We start from the raw sequence: 20,140 nt of genomic DNA, 5'->3' as shown, positions 1-20,140 counted from the left end.
CAGTGGGTTTTTAAAGGGATAGGTCTGCTATCTGTCTGGTGCGTGTGCCGTATAGCCTTGCAAGTTGTATCTTGGCAAAAAAATAATGGAGATGTCTGAACGCTATACCTTCTCGTTTCTGCGTGAGCAGGATATTCCGGTGCTGTACGACACGTTTGTGGCGGCCTTTGCCGATTACATCGTGCCGATTAATATAACACTCAAGGAGTTTGTCATGAAGTTTAAGCGGGAAGGTATAGAAGCAACCTTCTGCGTAGGGGCTTTTTGCGATGAGCAACTGGTGGGTTTCATACTGACGGGGCTGGGAGAGTGGCAGGGCAAACCCACCGCCTACAATGCGGGCACGGGCGTTATACCTGCGCACCGGGGGCATCAGCTAACGAAACAGCTTTATGGTTTTCTATTGCCCAAGTTGCGCGAGAGTGGCGTAGAGCAATGTCTGCTGGAAGTGATTGACGGGAATGCGGCTGCTTTTAAAGTCTATCGAACCATCGGTTTTGAAGTAACCCGTGCGTTGGACTGTTTTCGAAGCCCTGTAGGTGAGTTGTTGCTTTCAAGCGAAGAACCAATGCCTGCTGTCGAGATAATGCAGGCTGCGAAACCTAACTGGAGAGCCTACACTGCCCTGTGTGATAGCAGCCCGAGCTGGCAAAATACCCTAGAGGCTTTCCGCAGAAGCCCCGACGAGAAACTGGTGATGGAGGCTTACTCAGAAGAGCAGCTGGTGGGTTATGTGGCTTTCTTTCCCCGCACAGGTGCTGTAGCCCAGCTGGCGGTGCAGCAGGGCAGCCGTAACCAGGGTATAGCGAAGGCTCTGTTGAGAGAAGCGATAAAGCATACCAAAGCGCCAGCCCTTTTGTTCTTAAACGTAGACAGTACCTGCTCCACCTTGGCTGCTTTTTTGGAACGGATTCATCTCAAGCGCTTCCTTACGCAGCACGAAATGCTGTTGCCTTTGCAATAAGTATGGCTATCCCCTTTAATCTGGCTAATTTGCATCTGATTTTTCACTGATAGGGGCTTCGGAGCCTTTCAAAACAAAACGATATGAGTACTGCTTGGTTTTACCTGATTCTGGCAGGTATTTGCGAAATTGGATGGGCCTTTGGGCTAAAGTATAGCGAGGGTTTCACAAAACCTGTGGTGAGCATTGTGACGGTCATCGTCATGATCCTGAGCTTTGTGCTACTGGCGCAGGCCATGAAGACGCTGCCGCTTGGCACGGCTTATGCCATCTGGACAGGTATAGGTGCCGCAGGTACAGCTATTCTGGGGATGTTTTTCCTGAACGAACCCAAAGACCTGATGCGTATCCTGTGCCTGTTGATGATTGTGGCGGGTGTAGTTGGGCTGAAATACTTTGCTGAGAGCAATTAGCGGCCCATGCGGTACACGTCAGCCTGCTCTTTGGTGAACAGGTATAGCGTATTGTCGCTGATCAGGGCGGAGAGATAGTTTTTATCGGTTGGGAGGGGGAGCACACGCTCCTGCAGCTTGTAGAGATCAAAGAAATGCAAGGCATTGTCTTTCGCAAAGTATAGCTCGTTCCCCTTGAAAGCGATGTAGGAAACCCCCGTAAAAGGCAGCTTCTTTTTGTAATTGCCCAGGTTGTCGAACACATACACACCGCCGTTGTAGTCGAGCAGGTATACCATGTTCTGGTATTCACGGATAAAGCGCACATCAAACCGAGCCTTGTCCAGGATCAGGTCGAGTGGGGTCTCGATGATAGGCTTCTGGTAGCGCAGGTCCAGTTTGCTGAGCGTAAAGTCCGATTCGTTGAAGAGCCAGAAACTATCGTCGGAGGTAAGGGTGGCTGCCTGCACATTTCCCATATAGCCTAAGTCTGTCAGGCGGGTGTTAGCAATAGGACGCATAAAACGGTCGAGCAGCGTGAACTCCTGACGGTCTTCATAAAAGAGGAAAACCTTCATCGGGTTCCAGGCCTCCACCGCGGTGATGCGTCCGCGGCTCGGCGGCGAAAAAGTATTGACCGGCTTGCCGGTTGAGTCGAGCATGAACAGGCTGCGACCTGTGTCCATCAGGTATACGCTGCCGTTGCGGTCAATTGACACCGTGGCAGGAGAGGAGATAGGCAGGCTGTGGCTAAAGGCGAGCACAACCGACGAGTCAGGCTGCTGCGCTGTGGCAGGTATAGCCAGGGCTATCAGCAGCAGGTATAAGGCTGCGCTCAGATATAGCCTATTTTTCAAAATACTCCAGTTTAAGGTTTTTGCCGTCATATACGCCGTAAGAGCAAAAATTGACCCATTCTCCGAGGTTCACATACCTGCTGTCGCCGTTGATGGGCATGTCGAGTGGCAGGTGGCGGTGACCGAATACGTAGAAATCGTGATGCTGCTTGTTTTCCACTTCTTTACAGTACTGCACCAGCCACTCCTCTTCACCAAAAAACTTTTCATCGTCCTTGGTATTGCTGATGCGGCTCCTGCGCGACCACATGTTGGCGATGCCTATACCTGCGTTGGGGTGCAGACGGGCAAACATCCACTGACAGGCTTTGTTATTGAACACCTTCTTGAGCACTTTGTAAGTATGGTCGCCCGGTCCAAGGCCATCGCCATGCCCGATGTAAAATTTGTGCCCGCCAAGGTTAGTTGAAATAGGCTCCCGAATGATGGGAATATTGAGCTCTTCCGGGAAGTAATCGAACATCCACATGTCATGGTTCCCCGTGAAAAAAAGCACGGGTATACCTGCATCGGTCAGTTCGGCCAGTTTGCCTTGTAGTCTGATAAAGCCTTTCGGTATAGCATGCCGGTACTCAAACCAGAAGTCGAATATGTCGCCTAGCAGCAGGATAGCCGCGGCGTCGTGCTTGACAGAATCGAGCCAGCGCACGATCTTTTTCTCTCGGGCACGGCTACGCTCGGCATCAGGCACACCCAGGTGAAAGTCAGAGGCGAAATACACTTTCTGGCCGGGAGCCAGCTCGTCAATGCGGAAGGTCATCTATCAGGAAAAGTACTAGCTGTTTTGGGCCGTGGGCGCCCATTACCAATGTTTTTTCGATATCGGCCGTACGACTTGGGCCACTCACCAGCGATACCATAGAAGGAAAATTCTCCTTATACTTATCGCGCACCCGCTGCAGGCCGTCTTTGATGTCAGGCACCAGTTGGCTGGCTTTGGCCACGACCATGTGCGTTTCCGGGTATATGCTCAGGCGTCTGCCGCCGGCATTACCTGAACTTACCAATACACTGCCGGTGCGGGTAATCAATGCCTCGCAGGTAGTGAGGCTTGCCTGGGCTTTTTGTATAAAATCCTCTTCGGTAGAAGTGAAATCTATGCCTGCCTGGTAGAGGATGTTCTGCAGATTAGGCTCCCATACGTGCAGGTACTCGATCTGCTGTTCCCTCTTTAAATTGAAAAGCTGATCGAAAAAGTCCTCCTCGTCTTCGCAGTACACAAAAAGGCCACTATTGGCAATGAAAGCCTGCGCAAAGGCGATAGAATGGTCTTCTGCCAGTGGTTGGTGCAGCGGTGAGCTCAAATCTGGGGTAGGAGGCAGAAAAGGCGCCGACTTAGCCAGCGCCTCTCTTACTCTTCTCAATACAATTTCTTTCGATTTTGCTTCGTACATGCCTGGTGTTATCAAGCTGTTCTGGAATTGATGTTGTCGTTCGGATCAGAAGAAGCATCGTTCTGGATCGGCGTTCCGGGAACACTGCCTTGTCCGTTCTGCTCCGGATGCTCAGTCTGTCCTACTTCGATCGGATGCTGTTCCTGGTTTACTTCGCTCTTTGTTTTGCTGCGGTCCGTACCGGCAGTGTGTGCCTGGTAGGTAGTCAGCGCATCAAAAGGACGCTTGCCAACCAGTCGCTCCAGATCGCTCTGGAACAGGATCTCTTTCTGCAACAGTTCCTGCGCTACTATCTCCAGCTCTCGTGCCTTATCCGTCAGCAGTTGCTTGGTGCGGATATAAGCCGTCTCGATGATGTTGCGTACCTCGTTGTCAATGGTTTCGGCAGTCGCCTCAGAGTATGGTTTGTTGAAGGCCATATCCGTCTGCTTCGAATCGTAGAACGACACATTGCCTATTTTAGAGTTCATGCCATACATCGTCACGATGCTATAAGCCATTTTGGTGATACGCTCCAGGTCACTCAAAGCTCCTGTAGAGATCTTGCCAAATACCAGCTCTTCAGCCGCACGTCCACCCAGGGCCATGCACATTTCGTCGATGAGCTGCTCTGTCGTGTACAGGAACTGCTCTTTTGGTAAGTACTGCGCATAACCCAACGCGGCAACGCCACGTGGAACAATACTTACTTTCACCAACGGATCGGCGTGCTCCAGGAACCAGCCGGCAATAGCGTGACCAGCTTCGTGGTAAGCCACGATCTTTTTCTCTTCAGGAGAGATGATCTTGTTTTTCTTCTCCAGACCACCAATCACACGGTCGATGGCATCGTTGAAATCTTGTTGGTCTACTGCCTTCTTATTGCGACGAGCGGCGATCAGGGCAGCTTCGTTACACACGTTGGCAATCTCGGCACCGGCAAAACCAGGTGTCTGAGCAGCCAGCTTACGGGCATCTACATCAGCAGACAGGGTAAGCGGCTTCAAGTGCACGTCGAAAATCTCGGTACGGCCGTTGATGTCTGGTTTGTCAATGCTGATCTGGCGATCAAAACGTCCCGGACGCAGCAGGGCCGAGTCCAAGGTGTCAGGGCGGTTGGTCGCTGCCAGGATAATCACACCTGAGTCAGTCGCGAAACCATCCATCTCAACCAGCAGGGAGTTCAATGTATTCTCACGTTCGTCGTTGCCACCTGGCGTAGCGCCACGGCTACGGTGACGACCAATCGCGTCAATCTCGTCAATAAAGATGATACAAGGTGCTTTCGCTTTCGCCTGCTTAAACAGGTCACGCACACGGGCAGCTCCCACACCTACGAACATCTCCACGAAGTCAGAACCTGAGAGCGAGAAGAACGGCACATCGGCTTCACCAGCCACCGCCTTCGCGAGCAAAGTCTTACCTGTACCTGGAGGGCCTACAAGTAGAGCACCTTTCGGTATCTTACCACCCAGAATCGTGAACTTGCTTGGGTTCTTGAGGAACTCCACGATCTCCTGGATCTCTTCTTTCGCTTCTTCCAGGCCAGCCACGTCCTTGAACGTAATCTTTACCTTGTTTTCAGCGTCAAACAGGGCGGCTTTGGACTTGCCAATGTTGAAGATCTGACCACCTGCGCCACCCGCTGTTACGCGGCGCATCAGGAACCAGAAACCAAACAGCAACAGGATCAGGAAGCCCCACTGGAAGAAGAAGTCGGCAAAGCCGGTACGTGTTTCAATGGTATAAGGCACACGGTTCTCGCGCGGGATCTCTGCCTGCAGCTTTTCGTAATCTTCTTTAAAAGACTCTGCTGTGATGATGGTGAAGTGGTAATGCGGACCCTGGTCCATACTGCCTAAGGTGCCACGATTGGACAGCTCACGGCTGTACTTTTCGTTCTGCAGGGCATCTTCCTTCAGGTATACCTCTACGATCTTGCCGTTCACGATGGTCAGTTTCTGCACATCGTTGCTCAGCAGCATCTCTTCGAAGTTCTGTTGGGTAGTTTCTACAGAGGCGTTACTCTTGTTGAGCCAGGTAAGTCCGAAAATAAGCAGGATAAGTACCGCCAGCATCCACAGCTGCATTGTAGGCCGTGGAGGGGTTGGAGGTATCATCGGCTTTTTCTTCTTATTGTTATTTCCTTTATTATTCTTTTCAGCCATGAATATGTTGTTTCAGGATACATGAAATACAGAGAGCTGTCCCGTTTTGTTTTAGGGAGCCCCTGCTAAGCTTAGGCATCTTCAATACGGCGGATGCCTGCGTCGCCCCACAGCTCTTCTAAAGCGTAGAACTCACGTTTGTCTTTCAGAAATACATGCACTACCACGTCCACGTAGTCAAGCAGGACCCACTCTTTGTTGGTGCGTCCCTCACTTTGCCACGGGTTCTGGCGTGTTGCCTTGTATATTTCTTCTTCGATAGACGATGCAATAGCGTCCAGCTGTGTGTCTGATGAAGCAGATGCGATTACAAAGTAATCAGATACGGCATTTTTGAGTGACTTCAGGTTAAGAACGACGATATTGCTCGCTTTCTTTTCCTGCATGCCTTTTACTACAAGCTCTGCCAATATGTCTGAATTGGCCTCAGCCTTGGTTTCTTTCATTTGTACTACTTAAATTTGATTTACAAAAGTACTAAATTCTGTTTAATCTATGTTGCCTAATACGCTGTTTATGGGCCAGCAGCTGTTTTTTCTGCCGGTTTGTAAATCCACCAACTCAGAGGCCCAGCAGCTACTCCTCAAAAATGAAGCCACAGAGGGCTGTGTGGTGCTTACTGACGAGCAGACGCATGGTCGCGGTCAGCGGGGCAATACCTGGGAGGCAGCTCCCGGTAAAAATATCACACTTTCTGTAATTCTGTCACCTGTTTTTCTGGCTGTCAGGCACCAGTTTTACCTCAACATGGCGGTATCGCTGGCAGTACTTGACCTGTTGCGCGAACAGGGACTGGGGCATGCCCGGGTCAAGTGGCCTAACGATCTTTACTTTGAGGACAGGAAGCTTGGCGGGATTCTGATTGAAAATACAGTTACCAGTCAATCCATACAACACAGTATTGTTGGGATTGGTTTAAACGTAAACCAGCTTCACTTCGGAATCAGCACGGCCACTTCGCTGGCAGCCGAGGTAGGTACGCAACTTGATGTGAAAAGATTGGTGAACAGGCTGCTCGAGTTGCTCGAAAAACGTTACCTGGAGCTTCGCAGTGGAAGAATAGACAAGTTGAAGTATGAATACCTGCAGGCTTTGTACCGCTACCAGGAGGAGCATGGCTACCAGATTGGTACTGAGCAGGTACAGGGGCGGATCATGGGCGTGGATGAGGATGGTCGTCTGGCCTTGCAGATTGACGGTGAACTCCGCTACTTCGGCTTCAAAGAAGTCGCTTACATTATTTGATGCTGAGTTTTTTTGCAGTTGCGATCTGCTGCGGAACAGGGGCAGTGGGTGAGAGTGGCATCTTGAGCGAAACGTTCATGGTGCTGGCGCCATAGCCCGAGCTTAGTTTGGGCGCCTGTATGTGGTGGTCAGCTAGTTTGACCGGGAAGTCGGTGAGCAGTTGCCAAGTATTCCCGCTCTGAACGAGTGTGCCGGTGATGGTTCTTTTCTTTGCCACACCGTGTATGGTCAGAGTGCCTGTGGCAGTCACTTTGGCTTCTCCCTTGGCTGAAATGGGGCCTTTCTCTGTGATTCTGCCTACAAATGTAGCTTTCTGAAAGCGACTGCTTTGCATGTATTTGTCATTGAAGCGCTCCTGCATGAGGGAGTTCAGAAACTTAAAGGAGGTGATGGGGACATCAAATCTGAATTTACCAGTCTCAAGATCAATCAGGCCATTAGCGGCTTCGGACGTGCCTTTGATCAGGCTAAGCGGTGCACCAGCCTCAAACACGATAGTGCCGATGCCTTTATAAGAGCCTGTCTGGGCTTGTGCCGGCGGGAGTATCCCATACAGGATGCATACAAGTAGGAGTAGCTTTTTCATACATGTCTTGTCTTCTCTTCGGTTAAGCTTTCCTTATATTTATTTAACTAATCTGAGCAGAGATAGTTGGGGTCGTTCACTAAAAATAGTGGTCCATTTCTTAATATTTTTTCTGTTTAATCTTCCATATTTCTCGCCGACTTTATTTTTAAATCAGTGCCATTAGGTACAGTTGTCCAACCAGGTCCAAGGCGCATGTGGCGTCTTCACAAACTATTTTTGTTAAAAATATAGGGCTAGTTAATACCATGCTAGACATAGGAATTAGTCCAAAATATTGTTTGTTTTTAATGTAACGGGGTGATGGTTTGTGAGTTGCACATTTTATATGTATAACCCTATAGTTCAATTAGATTCTTTTTATCGTTATAAACCTGCTTTAAGGCTGTTCAAGTTTGTGTAGCTTGGTTTTAAGCGTGAATGACTAATAGACTTATTGTTGGAGAGGCTTTATGAATATAATATAATTGTAATATCTCTATTGCTGTATGTTATGAGGCTGTATAATACTTATGTTCAATTTGTGCCTTCGTAATATAAGGCATTTGGAAGGTAAATAGCAGGAAGTGATGCAACCCTTGGCTGAGATGTGGGGTCATGGTTGTGCAAACAATGTGGTAAGGCATGGTTCTTGATATTGCTTGTGTAGAGCCAAAACAGAAAAAAAAGGAGGTATAGCTTTTTCTATAGTATGCTGTATTTTTAATTAGATTTTTTCTATTTACTATATTTTGGTATATCTTTGACATCCTGCCAGCTAGTGGCCAGGACCTTTAGAAAAGCGAGGTGTGATATATGAGAACTTTTACAAGATTGATAATAATAGCTGTATTTGCGGTTTCGCATTTGGCAGCATACAGTGTAATGGCCGATGGCCGCTTAAAGGAGGCTGGGGTATTGCCCGTGAATACTGGGGGTGGTTCAGCATGGAAAGCCATACCTGAGAAGAAAGCTGAGGCGAACGTGCGGGCTGAGAATGCCAGGACTGCTTCGTGGGTTAAGAACTATACTGCAAACAAGAACAGAGGCTTATACCTGACCGAGACGGCTTATGCCGGTTCTTCACAGTTTGTGATCAGTTCTTACATGGCTTTTATGCCAGTGCCGGAGCGTCAGACGCCTTCGATCAGTGCCTACCCGAACCCTTCGCGTGGCATCACCCGTGTGTCGCTGTCGCAGGTTGGTATGACCGAAAACTATAAGCTGAAGATCTCGAATACGATCGGTAAGGTGATGGAAACGCACGAGCTGCCGGTAACGCACTCCAATGTGTTCATTCTCGATATGACGGGATACCCGGCCGGGGTGTATTTTTACAGCCTGCTCGTAAACGATAAGACGGTGGAAACAAAGCGTTTGATCCTTCAGAAATAAAAGGGAGCTATACCCGTTATAATAGCAAAAGCCAGTTGAGAGACTGGCTTTTTTTTATTGCTGACTCGCCAAAGGTGCGCAGGCACCAATTTATTTAGTATTTTCGACGCTGAATATTTTAGAATTGCTATGACGGATTATCGCAAGATAAACAACCTCGTAGGCTGGCTCGTGTTTTTGATCGCGACGGCCGTTTATGTATTGACGCTGGAACCTACCGCCAGTTTCTGGGATGCGGGCGAATTCATCGCCTGTTCTTACAAACTTTTAGTGCCGCACCCTCCGGGGGCACCTTTCTACCTGCTGGTAGGCCGCATCTTCTCCATGTTTGCCAGCGACCCAACCCAGGTGGCCTGGTGGGTTAACCTGCTATCCGCTCTGAGTAGCTCATTCACAGTTCTGTTCCTGTTCTGGTCCATCACTATCCTGTCACGCCGGTTGCTGGTAAAACAGGAGGGCGTAGCGCCTACCAAAGGCCAGACTGTGCTGATTATGGGTGCTGGTGCCGTTGGCGCACTCGCCTATACTTTCACTGATTCAGCCTGGTTCTCAGCAGTTGAGGCAGAAGTATACGCCATGTCGTCATTTTTCACGGCCATTGTGTTCTGGGCTATGCTGCGTTGGGAATCAAAGGTAGGAGAAACGCTGTCAGACAAGTGGTTGATCCTGATCGCCTACCTGATAGGCCTTTCGATTGGTGCTCACTTGCTGAACCTGGTAGCTATACCTGCGTTGGCCTTCATCTACTACTTCCGTCTGTACAGACCAAGCTGGAAAGGTGGCGTGATCGCCTTCCTGATCAGTGCCGTGATTGTGGTCGCCATCCTGTGGGGTATCATACCTGGTTTGCCATCACTTGCCGGCAATGTGGAGGTGTTCTTCGTAAACTCACTGGGCCTGCCTTTCGGTTCAGGCATCATTTTCTTTGTGATCCTGCTGGTAGCAGCCATCATCTATGGTGTACGCTATTCTATTAAGCATAACATTCGGGTGCTGAACACGGCTATTCTGTGCTTCACTTTCATCCTGATCGGGTACTCTTCTTACATGATCATCCCGATCCGCTCTTCTTATAACCCAACCATTGACGAAAATGACCCGCAGGATATCCTGAGCTTTGTGTCATACCTGAAGCGTGAGCAGTACGGTGATCGTCCGCTGCTTTATGGGCCGCAGTACAATGCGCAGCCGGTCGCACAGGAAGAGGGAGCGCCACGTTATGTGAAGGGTAAGGATAAATATGTGGTGACAGGCCGCAAGCTGGAGACTGTATACGATAGCAAAGACAAAACCCTCCTGCCGCGTATCTACAGTGATAATCCGCAGCACCTGCAGGAGTATAAAAAGTGGGTAGACCTCCGGGAGGGGCAGGCGCCAACATTTGGCCAAAACCTGAGCTTCCTGCTGCGCTACCAACTGGGCCATATGTACTGGCGTTATTTCCTCTGGAACTTTGTGGGGCGCGAAAGTGACGTGCAGCAGGCGGGCGTACTGTGGTTTGGTAAACCAACCGATGGCGTACCTGACCGGGTGGCCAACAGTATGGCACGTAACTGCTTCTTCCTGCTACCACTTATTTTCGGTATCATCGGTCTCATCTATCAGATTCGCAAGAACGAGCGCGATGCCTTTATTGTCGGCCTGCTCTTCTTCTTTACAGGTATAGCCATTGCCTTATACCTAAACCAGCCGCCAATAGAGCCGCGAGAGCGTGATTATACCTTTGCAGGCTCCTTCTATGCCTTCTCTATCTGGATCGGACTGGGGGTGCTGGGTATAGCCGAGCTGCTTAACCGCGCCCTACGCAATGTAACAACCAGTGGCGCTATTGCTACTGTCATCGGTCTGGCGGTGCCAGGCATATTGGCAGCAGAGGGATGGGACGATCACGACCGCTCCAATCGCTATCACTCTGTAGACTCTGCCAAAAACCTGCTGGATTCAGTGGCGCCTAATGGCATCCTGTTCACCAACGGCGACAACGATACCTTCCCGCTGTGGTATGCACAGGAAGTAGAGGGTTACCGTACGGATGTGCGTGTAGCCGTACTCAGCTACCTGAACACTGATTGGTACATCGACCAGATGAAGCGCCAGGCTTACGAGTCTGATCCGTGGCCGCTGTCGCTGGAGAACGAAAACTACCGTCAGGGAACGAACGACTACCTGCCATACGTAGAGCGACAGCAGGTAGCGGCAGGTATAGACCTGAAGCAGTTTGTAAGCCTGATCCGTCAGAACCACCCGGCGCTGCAGGTGCAGGCGGGCAGTGGTAGCACGCTGCTGAGCTTCCCTACCAAAAACTTCTTCCTGAACGTTGATACCGACAAGGTAGCACAGGCTGGCTTTGTGGCCGACGATTACCAGGATCAGATCTCAGACCGTATGCAGTGGACCATTAACAAGTCGCTGCTCGAGAAGAAGCACATGATCATACTGGACCTGCTGGCCACAAACGAGTGGGAACGCCCTGTGTACTTCTCCACTACTGTGAACAGCGCTGACTTTATGGGGCTTTCCGAATACTTCCAGCTGGAGGGTCTCGCTTACCGTGTGGTGCCTGTTAAAGTGAGCAGTGAAGACATGCCGGGCTTCCTGAACAAAGAGGTGATGTATGAGAACATGATGAAGAAGTTCCGCTTCCGTAACTTCAATGACCCAAGCATCTTCTACGACGAGAACTACTTCCGCTTCGCAGCCAATGCCCGCGATAAGTTCGGTAAACTGGCCGCGGAATACCTGATGAGCGGTGACAACGCCCGTGCCAAGGAGATCGTGGACTACGCTTTTGAGCAGTTGCCGCCAAGCACGATCCCTTACGACTACTATACGCCGCAGTTTATCTCAATTTTGGCAGACCTGGGCGAAGAAGAGCGAGCAAGAAGTTTGTGGGAGGATATGGCCAGAAACTCACGCGAGGCAGTGGACTATTACCTGGAAAAAGGCGCCCTGTTCGACATGGAGATACAGACGAACCTGTTTATCATGCAGCAGCTTATAGGCGAGGCGCAGGCCATCGGCGAAGAGCAGAAGGCAAAAGAGCTGCAGGATGTGTTTGTACAATATTTGCAACGCATGCGCCGTTAAACAAAATAGAGAGTTAAACAGTACAAAAGCCGAACCCGTTTCTGTGTTCGGCTTTTGCTATTTTCGGGTGCCTGCTTTATCTTCAAGCTAATGAAACAGATAAGTCTTCTTGCCTGCCTGTCAGTCCTGCTGCTCCTCTCATCATGCGGCAGCTCCGACATTGCCTATGCGCCAATGTACCGTGATACCGCACCTGTTGCCCCAAGAGCTGAGCAGCCTGAGGTGGTATTGCAGCACGGCTACTACAGCACTCCTGATAGTTTGCACCTGATCCTGCGGTTTGAAGAGCTTCGGCAACTGCTCGACCTGACGCAGGCAGCTGACCGGGTGGACTTCACTATCCGCTCAGGCAGTACCGAGCGAGACATGCTCCTGCTGCGCGACACCGTGCAGGTGCTACCGCAGTATATGGTGGCGTCAAGCGGAACATTAGAGGTGCCGGTGACAGTACCAGCTAGCTATGTGGCGGCAGGCAATACGATGCAGGTGCGGCTTTGGATGAAGCTGGCTGGGCAGGAGCGCCTCGGTGTGTCCCACCGACTGGCACTGCGACCCGACATGCTGCAAAAAGATTTTATGCTGCTGCACGTGCGCACGAACGCACCGGTGCTGAGAGGCTTTGCCACTGCCTCCGACAGCCTATACCTGTGGCAGCAAAGCGATACCAGCGGCACGGCCACGTTCACGGTGCAACAGGCTAATTACACGCTGCAGCCAGCCTTGCCTCCGATGTCAACGCGCCAGGAAAGCTTGCCTGATGTGCCGCAGGCCACAGGAGGTACACAACCATTGGCTGTATTGGATACCTTTCGTTTAGAACAGGAAGGGCTATACCTGTTGCGCACTGCGTCAGGTGCTACACAGGGGCTGGTGGTGCAGGGAGGGAATTACCCGCTGGTCACCCGGGTGCAGGATATGATCACCCCCTTAATCTACCTCACCACTTCAGCTGAGCGGGAAGCGCTTTACAATACTCAGGATCAAAAAGCCGCTGTGGATGGTTTCTGGCTGAAAATAGCCAAGGACAAGAAGCTGGCCCGTGAGTTGATCCGGGCCTACTATACCCGCGTCGAGACAGCGAACAAGCTCTATACCTCATTTAAGCCTGGCTGGGCCACTGATCGGGGTATGATCTACATCATTTATGGCAAGCCCCATAACGTGAGCACTAGCCCCGATGCAGAAACCTGGATCTACCGCGAATCAGAGGCGACACCATATGTCAAGTTCGTATTTACGAAAAAAGAGAATAACTTTACCGAAAATCACTTTGAGCTGGTACGAAATCGTGAATACGAGGAGAACTGGTACAGCACTGTAGCAAGATGGAGAGCAGGAATAATAAATTTGTAGGAGGAAACCGCTATAGCGGCCCCAGAACTCCTAAGGAGGATAAAATGGAAATGATCTTTGGCCTCAGACCTATCATCGAGGCCATGCTGGCCGGAAAGGTGCTGGAGAAGGTCTTTGTGCAGAAGGGTGCCCGCAACCCCAACGTGGATGAACTGCTTGACCTGGCCAAAAAGCATGACATACCTGTCGCCAGCGTACCGATTGAGAAGCTGAACAACCTGACCCGCAAAAATCACCAGGGAGCAGTTGCCTTGATCTCAGCGATCACCTACATGCCGCTGGATGAGATCGTGACTTCACTTTTCGAGAAAGGCAAAAGCCCGCTGCTGCTTATACTTGACCGCATCACGGACGTCCGTAACTTCGGTTCAATAGCCCGTAACGCGGAGTGTATGGGTGTGGATGCGATCGTTATACCTAGCAGGGGAGGCGCCCAGATCAATGCCGATGCGATCAAAACCTCGGCCGGAGCCCTGCACCTGGTCCCTGTCTGCCGTGAGCAGAATCTGAAAAATACGATCGATTACCTGAAAGACTATGGGGTGCAGATCGTAGCCTGCACAGAAAAGACAGAGCATAACCTGAACGATAATACAGTTGATTTTGTAGGCCCGACCGCCATTATCATGGGCAGCGAGGAAGACGGCATATCGCCTGAGTACCTCAAGCGTGCTGATGCCAAGCTGCGCATTCCATTACTGGGGCAGATCGGTTCGCTGAACGTATCCGTGGCAACAGGCATTATTCTGTACGAAGCCATGAGCCACCGACTGCGCGAAAGCGGTTACTCCAGTCTGAATACATTTGAGCCGAGATAAGCTATCATTTAGCAGAAGTCAATAAAGAAGGGGAACACTACTATAGCGTTCCCCTTCTTGTTATTATATCTATACCTTAGCAGGTATAAAAGTTTAGTCTGTTAGATATACTCAGCGCCTTTTTTTGATTTGGCATCCGACATAAACTCCTTTACTTTTTGCTCTTCGTCCAGGCGGCAGATCATCAGCACATTGTCGTGCTCGGCCACAATGTACCCTTCCAGCCCCTGTAGTACTACCAGGCGTTCCTTCGGCGTTTTGATGATGCAGTTTTTAGTGTCGTACAGCATCACATCGCCATCCACTACGTTACCGGTCTCATCTTTCTCGTTTATGGTATAGAGCGAGTTCCAGGTGCCCAGGTCTGACCAGCCAATATCGGCCAGTACCACATACACATTGTCCACTTTCTCCATGATGCCATAGTCGATCGAGATGTTACGGCAATGGGAGTAAGCTTTCACGATGAAGTTAGGTTCTTCCGGCGTATGCATATAAGAAGCGCCTTCTTCAAACACTTCGCTTATTTCAGGCAGGTATTGTTTGAAGGCTCTCATGATACTCTGCACATTCCAGATAAAAATACCGGAGTTCCATACAAAGTCGCCGCTGTTGAGGAACATCTGTGCCAGCTCCAGGTTCGGCTTTTCTGTGAAGGTTTTTACCTTTTTAATAGTCTGTGACTCACCGTCGATGTACTGGATATAGCCGTAACCTGTGTCAGGGCGGCTTGGGGTGATGCCGAGTGTGATGAGCACGTCATCGCTGTCGGCGGCTTCCACGGCCTCTTTAATGACCTTGGTAAAGGCGTCCTGCTTCAGTACCACGTGGTCCGAAGGCGTCACGATGAGGTTGGCGTTCGGGTTGATCTGCGCTATTTTGTACGAAGCGTAAGCGATACAGGGAGCCGTGTTACGCCCGATCGGCTCGAGCAGGATCTGGTTGTCGCTCAGCTGCGGCAATTGCTCTTTTACCAGGTTTTCGTAGTCGCGGTTGGTGACCACGTATACGTTTTCGGGTGGGCAGATGTCCTTGAAACGGTTCATGGTCATCTGGAGCATGCTTTCGCCCACGCCCAGTACATCATGAAACTGCTTTGGGAAATCGGTACGGCTGAATGGCCAGAAGCGGCTTCCGATGCCGCCTGCCATGATAACCACGTAAGTGTTTTCGTTCATGTCTATATGAGTCCTTCTTTCAGCAAATCGTGGAGGTGCACAAAGCCCTCGAATTTGCCTGATTTAGTGACAATAAGTTGCGTGATGTTTTTTTGCTGCATGATAGCAAGCGCTTCAGCCGCATAGGTTTCGGGCTCTATGGAGAGGGGGGATGCCGTCATGATATCTGAAGCGCGTATACCGTCTATTGAATCATATTTGTTCAGCATACGGCGTAAATCGCCATCAGTTATAATTCCCACCAATTCTTCTGTTCCTTCTTTTACCACAGCAGTGGCACCCAGCCTTTTAGAGGAAATTTCGATGATGATATCCTTCAGCGCGGCGTTTTCTAAAACCTGTGGCGCCATGTTCTGGCGGAAGATATCATCTACCTTCAGGTAGAGGCGCTTGCCCAGCGAACCGCCCGGATGCAGCGTGGCAAAGTCGGCACTGCTGAAGCCACGTGCCTCCAGCAGGCTCACCGCCAGGGCATCGCCAAGTGCCAGCGCAGCCGTGGTGCTGGTAGTGGGAGCCAGGTTGTGCGGGCAGGCCTCGCGCTCTACGGAGGCGTTCAGCACGAAGTCAGCACTCTGGGCCAGGTATGAGTCGGTGCTCGAAACAAGGGCCGCCAGTTGGGCACCTTTGCGTTTGAGCAACGGAACAAGTACCTTTATCTCAGGTGTGTTGCCGCTCTTGGAGATACAGATCACAAAATCATCGGGCTGGATCATGCCAAGGTCGCCGTGAATGGCATCGGCCGCGTGCATAAAAAGCGCAGGGGTTCCGGTCGAGTTAAGGGTGGCCACAATTTTGGTGGCGATGTTGGCACTCTTGCCTATACCTGTCACTACGACACGCCCTTTGATGTTCAGGATAGCTTTGACGCAATTTTCAAAGCCTTCGTCGATAAAATCCGCCAGTCTGGCGATAGCTTCAGCCTCATCGGCCAATACTTTTTTTGCTGTAAGGGCTATATTATTAAGAAGATTCAATTTAAATTTGTGTTAAAGGTATCCTAAGGGGATACGTTGCTTTACAGTTAAATTTCTGATTTATTACATGTCTACCAAACAGGAGATCAATCTCAAAAACAAATTAAAGGAAGTTTTTGGGTATAATCAATTTAGGGGGAATCAGGAGTTGATAATAAACAATATTATCAACGGAAAGAACACCTTTGTGATTATGCCGACCGGTGCTGGCAAGTCGTTGTGCTACCAACTGCCTGCCCTATCATTGCCGGGAACTGCCATCGTTATTTCGCCGCTGATCGCCCTGATGAAAAATCAGGTGGATCAACTGAACGCTTTCGGGGTGAATGCCCATTTCCTGAACTCCACACTTTCAAAGTCGGAGATCAACAGAGTGAAGAAGGAAACCCTGGCCGGCGAAGTGAAGCTGCTCTATGTAGCGCCGGAATCACTGACCAAAGAAGAAACGGTTGAGTTTCTGCGAGCTTCCAATATCTCCTTTGTAGCCATCGACGAGGCACACTGTATTTCGGAGTGGGGACATGATTTCCGTCCGGAGTACCGCCGCATCCGGGGTATCATCGACCAGATCGGTAACCTGCCGATCATCGCCCTGACCGCAACGGCTACGCCTAAGGTACAGCTCGACATCCAGCGCAACCTGCAGATGGACGAGGCCTCAGTGTTCAAATCGTCATTTAACCGTACGAACCTGTACTACGAGGTGCGCCCGAAGCACAACACCAAGAAGCAGGTAATTCAGTATGTAAAGAAGCACAAAGGCAAGAGCGGTGTGATTTACTGCCTGAGCCGCAAGAAAGTAGAAGAGATCGCGGAACTGCTTCGCGTGAACGATATCAAAGCACTGCCATACCACGCCGGTCTGGACTCCAACATACGCATGGCTAACCAGGATGCTTTCCTGAACGAGGAGGCCGACGTGATCGTGGCGACTATTGCCTTCGGTATGGGCATCGACAAACCGGATGTGCGTTTTGTGATCCACTACGATACACCGAAGTCCATTGAGGGTTACTACCAGGAAACGGGCCGCGCCGGCCGTGATGGCCTGGAAGGTAACTGCATCATGTTCTACAGTTACGATGACATCATCAAGCTGGAGAAATTCAACAAAGACAAGCCGGTAACTGAGCGCGACAACTCTAAGCTGCTGCTACAGGAGATGGCCGCTTACGCTGACTCAGCCGTGTGCCGTCGTAAGCAACTGCTGCACTACTTTGGCGAGGCTTACGAAAAAGACTGCGGCTTCTGCGACAACTGTCTGCACCCGAAAGAACGCTTTGAGGCGCAGAACGAGGTGCTGCTGGCCCTTAAAACGATACAGCAGACAGGAGAGCGCTTCAGCATCGATCACAATACAGCGGTGCTGACAGGCCTGCGCAACCAGCACGTTACAAGCTACGAGCACGATCAACTGGAAGTGTTTGGCGCCGGCAAAGCGCATGACGCCCAGTTCTGGAGCTCTGTGCTGCGCCAGGTGTTGTTGTCAGAGTATCTGGAGAAGGACATCGAGCAGTTTGGCATCGTAAAGCTCACCCAAAAGGGCCGTGACTTTATTGCTAATCCGCACCCGATCCAACTAACCAAAGACCACGATTATGAGCAGGAAGTAAAAGCAGACGAAGAGAAAGAGGAGACACAGGCTTCTGCTGGCCACGACGAAGTACTGTTTGACCTGCTCAAGAACCTGCGCAAGAAACTGGCTAAGGAAAAGAATCTGCCGCCATACGTGCTGTTCCAGGATCCGTCACTGAAAGAGATGGCCACTGTATACCCGACTACCCGCGAGGAGCTGGCGCATATTGCCGGCGTAGGTATGGGTAAGGTGCAGAAGTTCGGTAAGCCCTTCCTGGACCTGATCAGCAAGTATGTTGAGGAGAATGATATCGTAACGGCTGCTGACGTGGTGGTGAAAACTACCGTGAACAAGTCAAAGATCAAGATCTACATCATCCAGCAGATAGACAAGAAGGTAGATTTGGAGGAGATCGCTTCTTCTAAAGACCTAACCATGCAGGAATTGATTGAAGAGATAGAGCACATCTGCTACTCAGGCACAAAACTGAACCTGAACTACTACATCGACAACATCCTGGACGATGAGCGCCAGGATGAGATATACGATTACTTTATGAGCGCCAGCACCGACAACATAGCGGTAGCCCTTAAGGAGCTCGGCACAGATGACTATTCCGAAGAGGACGTGCGCCTGATGCGAATCAAGTTCCTGTCGGAGTACGCGAACTAACTTGTTGATTGTTTGATCAGATACAATTGCAAGAATACATGTAAAGAGACCGTTGTAAAGAAGCAACGGTCTCTTCTTATTTTAGAGCAGCAGACAGCAGGAAAAGTAAAAACCGTGAATTGTGCTGCACTGCGCATTATAAATTTATAACTTCGCAACGATGCTTTTAGTAACGCTGAAAGCAGCAATTAATAACGAGCAACTAGCAATTAGACTATGAACGTATTGATTATAGGATCTGGCGCAAGAGAGCATGCACTTGCCTGGAAACTGAGCCAGAGCCCATACGCTGAGCAGATATTTGTTGCACCCGGAAACGCGGGCACGGACGAGTTTCACACCAGCTGCGCTATCGATATTCACAACTTTGACGAGGTAGCCAAGTTTGTGACTGACTTCAATATCATGATGGTAGTAGTCGGTCCGGAAAACACCCTGGTAGAAGGTATACATGACTATTTTCAGGAGAAAGATTTTCTGCGCGATGTGCTGGTGGTAGGCCCTAAGAAGCTGGGTGCCATGCTGGAGGGCAGCAAAGATTTCTGCAAGGCCTTTCTGCAGAAGAACAACATCCCGACAGCACGTTACGAGACCTTTACTGAGACGAACTACCGCGATGCTGTGGAGTACCTGCGCACGCACAGCTACCCTGTTGTGCTCAAAGCCGACGGACTGGCGGCTGGCAAAGGTGTGATTATCGCGCAGAACTTTGAGGATGCCATCGATAGCCTGGAGGCCATGCTACGTAACCACAAGTTTGGCAAGGCAGGCAGCAAAGTAGTGATCGAAGAGTACCTGCAAGGTATAGAGGTGTCGGTGTTTATTTTGACGGACGGCAAGGAGTATGTGCTGCTTCCGGAGGCAAAAGACTACAAGCGCATAGGCGAAGGCGATGCTGGTCTGAACACAGGAGGTATGGGTGCTGTTTCACCGGTTCCGTTTGCTGATGAAGCGTTCATGCAGAAGGTGCGTGACCGTGTGATTGAGCCAACTATACGCGGTATGCAGGCCGATAACCTGGACTATACCGGCTTCCTGTTCATCGGCCTGATGAACGTGAACGGCGACCCTTACGTGATCGAGTACAACGTGCGACTGGGCGACCCGGAAACAGAGGCTATCCTGCCACGCATCAAGTCAGATCTGTTTGAGCTGTTCCTGGCTTTGCATGACCACAAACTCGGTGACTTTAAACTGGAAATAGATCCGCGTACTGCCGCTACAGTATTCCTGGTATCCGGCGGCTACCCGGAAGGCTTTGACAAGGGCAAGGAGATCTCAGGTCTGGGGCAGGTGGATGCCGACACCCTGGTGTTCCATGCCGGTACGAAGCGTGTAGATGACAAGATTGTGAACAACGGCGGCCGAGTGATTGCAGTAACCGGCCTGGGCAACACCATGGAAGAAGCGCTGACAAAAGCCAACAAGGCAGCTGAAGCGATCAGCTGGACTGACCGCTATTATCGCCGCGACATAGGCTTCGATTTAGCAAAGCAGCCTATGCACTAGGCAGGCTATACCTG

Annotated in this window: 17 protein-coding genes; 9 read left to right on the top strand and 8 right to left on the bottom strand. The window is 50.5% G+C overall.

The window, feature by feature from the left end; translation table 11 throughout:
• Nucleotides 1-85 precede the first annotated feature (85 nt).
• Complete coding sequence (locus tag AC5FXQ_RS09300; RefSeq protein WP_493602196.1) at nucleotides 86-964, top strand: GNAT family N-acetyltransferase; 879 nt, start codon at nucleotides 86-88, stop codon at nucleotides 962-964.
• Nucleotides 965-1,047: 83 nt separating this feature from the next.
• The gene (locus tag AC5FXQ_RS09295; RefSeq protein ID WP_493602195.1) at nucleotides 1,048-1,377 is read left to right on the top strand and encodes a DMT family transporter; all 330 of its coding nucleotides are present in this window, start codon (nucleotides 1,048-1,050) and stop codon (nucleotides 1,375-1,377) included.
• Here the strand turns inward: AC5FXQ_RS09295 and AC5FXQ_RS09290 are convergent.
• The 5 genes from AC5FXQ_RS09290 to rsfS all read right to left on the bottom strand — a co-directional run bounded on the left by AC5FXQ_RS09290 (nucleotide 1,374) and on the right by rsfS (nucleotide 6,200).
• The gene (locus tag AC5FXQ_RS09290) at nucleotides 1,374-2,213 is read right to left on the bottom strand and encodes a hypothetical protein (protein WP_493602194.1); all 840 of its coding nucleotides are present in this window, start codon (nucleotides 2,211-2,213) and stop codon (nucleotides 1,374-1,376) included. The two genes, AC5FXQ_RS09295 and AC5FXQ_RS09290, sit on opposite strands and share 4 nt — an antisense overlap.
• Nucleotides 2,203-2,973 (bottom strand): UDP-2,3-diacylglucosamine diphosphatase, encoded by a 771-nt coding sequence (locus AC5FXQ_RS09285; protein ID WP_493602193.1) that lies wholly within the window; start codon nucleotides 2,971-2,973, stop codon nucleotides 2,203-2,205. The genes AC5FXQ_RS09290 and AC5FXQ_RS09285 overlap by 11 nt, the downstream gene beginning before the upstream one ends.
• Nucleotides 2,957-3,607 (bottom strand): LutC/YkgG family protein, encoded by a 651-nt coding sequence (locus AC5FXQ_RS09280; RefSeq protein WP_493602192.1) that lies wholly within the window; start codon nucleotides 3,605-3,607, stop codon nucleotides 2,957-2,959. The genes AC5FXQ_RS09285 and AC5FXQ_RS09280 overlap by 17 nt, the downstream gene beginning before the upstream one ends.
• An 11-nt stretch (nucleotides 3,608-3,618) precedes the next feature.
• A complete protein-coding gene (gene ftsH / locus AC5FXQ_RS09275; protein ID WP_493602191.1) occupies nucleotides 3,619-5,754 on the bottom strand; it encodes an ATP-dependent zinc metalloprotease FtsH in 2,136 nt (711 codons plus the stop codon).
• A gap of 71 nt (nucleotides 5,755-5,825) precedes the next feature.
• Entirely contained in the window at nucleotides 5,826-6,200 is a 375-nt protein-coding gene (gene rsfS / locus AC5FXQ_RS09270) for a ribosome silencing factor (protein WP_493602190.1), read from the bottom strand.
• Nucleotides 6,201-6,249: 49 nt separating this feature from the next.
• Between rsfS and AC5FXQ_RS09265 the strand changes: the two genes are divergently transcribed.
• On the top strand, nucleotides 6,250-6,999 hold the full coding sequence (locus AC5FXQ_RS09265) for a biotin--[acetyl-CoA-carboxylase] ligase (protein ID WP_493602189.1): 750 nt from the start codon (nucleotides 6,250-6,252) through the stop codon (nucleotides 6,997-6,999).
• Here AC5FXQ_RS09265 and AC5FXQ_RS09260 read toward each other — a convergent pair.
• On the bottom strand, nucleotides 6,992-7,585 hold the full coding sequence (locus tag AC5FXQ_RS09260) for a YceI family protein (protein WP_493602188.1): 594 nt from the start codon (nucleotides 7,583-7,585) through the stop codon (nucleotides 6,992-6,994). The two genes, AC5FXQ_RS09265 and AC5FXQ_RS09260, sit on opposite strands and share 8 nt — an antisense overlap.
• A gap of 846 nt (nucleotides 7,586-8,431) precedes the next feature.
• On the opposite strand from AC5FXQ_RS09260, the gene AC5FXQ_RS09255 reads away from it, so the two are divergent.
• From AC5FXQ_RS09255 to rlmB, 4 genes are all read left to right on the top strand, one after another.
• Nucleotides 8,432-8,959, top strand: coding sequence for a T9SS type A sorting domain-containing protein (locus tag AC5FXQ_RS09255; RefSeq protein ID WP_493602187.1), 528 nt, complete (start codon nucleotides 8,432-8,434; stop codon nucleotides 8,957-8,959).
• 129 nt (nucleotides 8,960-9,088) lie between these two features.
• The gene (locus tag AC5FXQ_RS09250; RefSeq protein ID WP_493602186.1) at nucleotides 9,089-12,046 is read left to right on the top strand and encodes a glycosyltransferase family 117 protein; all 2,958 of its coding nucleotides are present in this window, start codon (nucleotides 9,089-9,091) and stop codon (nucleotides 12,044-12,046) included.
• A gap of 90 nt (nucleotides 12,047-12,136) precedes the next feature.
• Nucleotides 12,137-13,399 (top strand): GWxTD domain-containing protein, encoded by a 1,263-nt coding sequence (locus AC5FXQ_RS09245; protein ID WP_493602185.1) that lies wholly within the window; start codon nucleotides 12,137-12,139, stop codon nucleotides 13,397-13,399.
• Entirely contained in the window at nucleotides 13,372-14,217 is an 846-nt protein-coding gene (rlmB, locus tag AC5FXQ_RS09240; RefSeq protein ID WP_493602184.1) for a 23S rRNA (guanosine(2251)-2'-O)-methyltransferase RlmB, read from the top strand. The genes AC5FXQ_RS09245 and rlmB overlap by 28 nt, the downstream gene beginning before the upstream one ends.
• A 101-nt stretch (nucleotides 14,218-14,318) precedes the next feature.
• Here rlmB and AC5FXQ_RS09235 read toward each other — a convergent pair whose 3' ends face one another.
• The gene (locus AC5FXQ_RS09235) at nucleotides 14,319-15,395 is read right to left on the bottom strand and encodes a mannose-1-phosphate guanylyltransferase (protein WP_493602183.1); all 1,077 of its coding nucleotides are present in this window, start codon (nucleotides 15,393-15,395) and stop codon (nucleotides 14,319-14,321) included.
• 2 nt (nucleotides 15,396-15,397) lie between these two features.
• On the bottom strand, nucleotides 15,398-16,369 hold the full coding sequence (locus AC5FXQ_RS09230) for a KpsF/GutQ family sugar-phosphate isomerase (protein WP_493602182.1): 972 nt from the start codon (nucleotides 16,367-16,369) through the stop codon (nucleotides 15,398-15,400).
• Nucleotides 16,370-16,436: 67 nt separating this feature from the next.
• Between AC5FXQ_RS09230 and recQ the strand changes: the two genes are divergently transcribed.
• The gene (recQ, locus tag AC5FXQ_RS09225) at nucleotides 16,437-18,617 is read left to right on the top strand and encodes a DNA helicase RecQ (RefSeq protein ID WP_493602181.1); all 2,181 of its coding nucleotides are present in this window, start codon (nucleotides 16,437-16,439) and stop codon (nucleotides 18,615-18,617) included.
• Between the two features lie 216 nt (nucleotides 18,618-18,833).
• Nucleotides 18,834-20,126, top strand: coding sequence for a phosphoribosylamine--glycine ligase (gene purD, locus AC5FXQ_RS09220; RefSeq protein WP_493602180.1), 1,293 nt, complete (start codon nucleotides 18,834-18,836; stop codon nucleotides 20,124-20,126).
• The last annotated feature ends 14 nt before the right edge of the window (nucleotides 20,127-20,140 follow it).

This window comes from Pontibacter sp. LHS1, from assembly GCF_058932855.1.
This window is presented reverse-complemented; position numbering and strand designations above follow the sequence as displayed.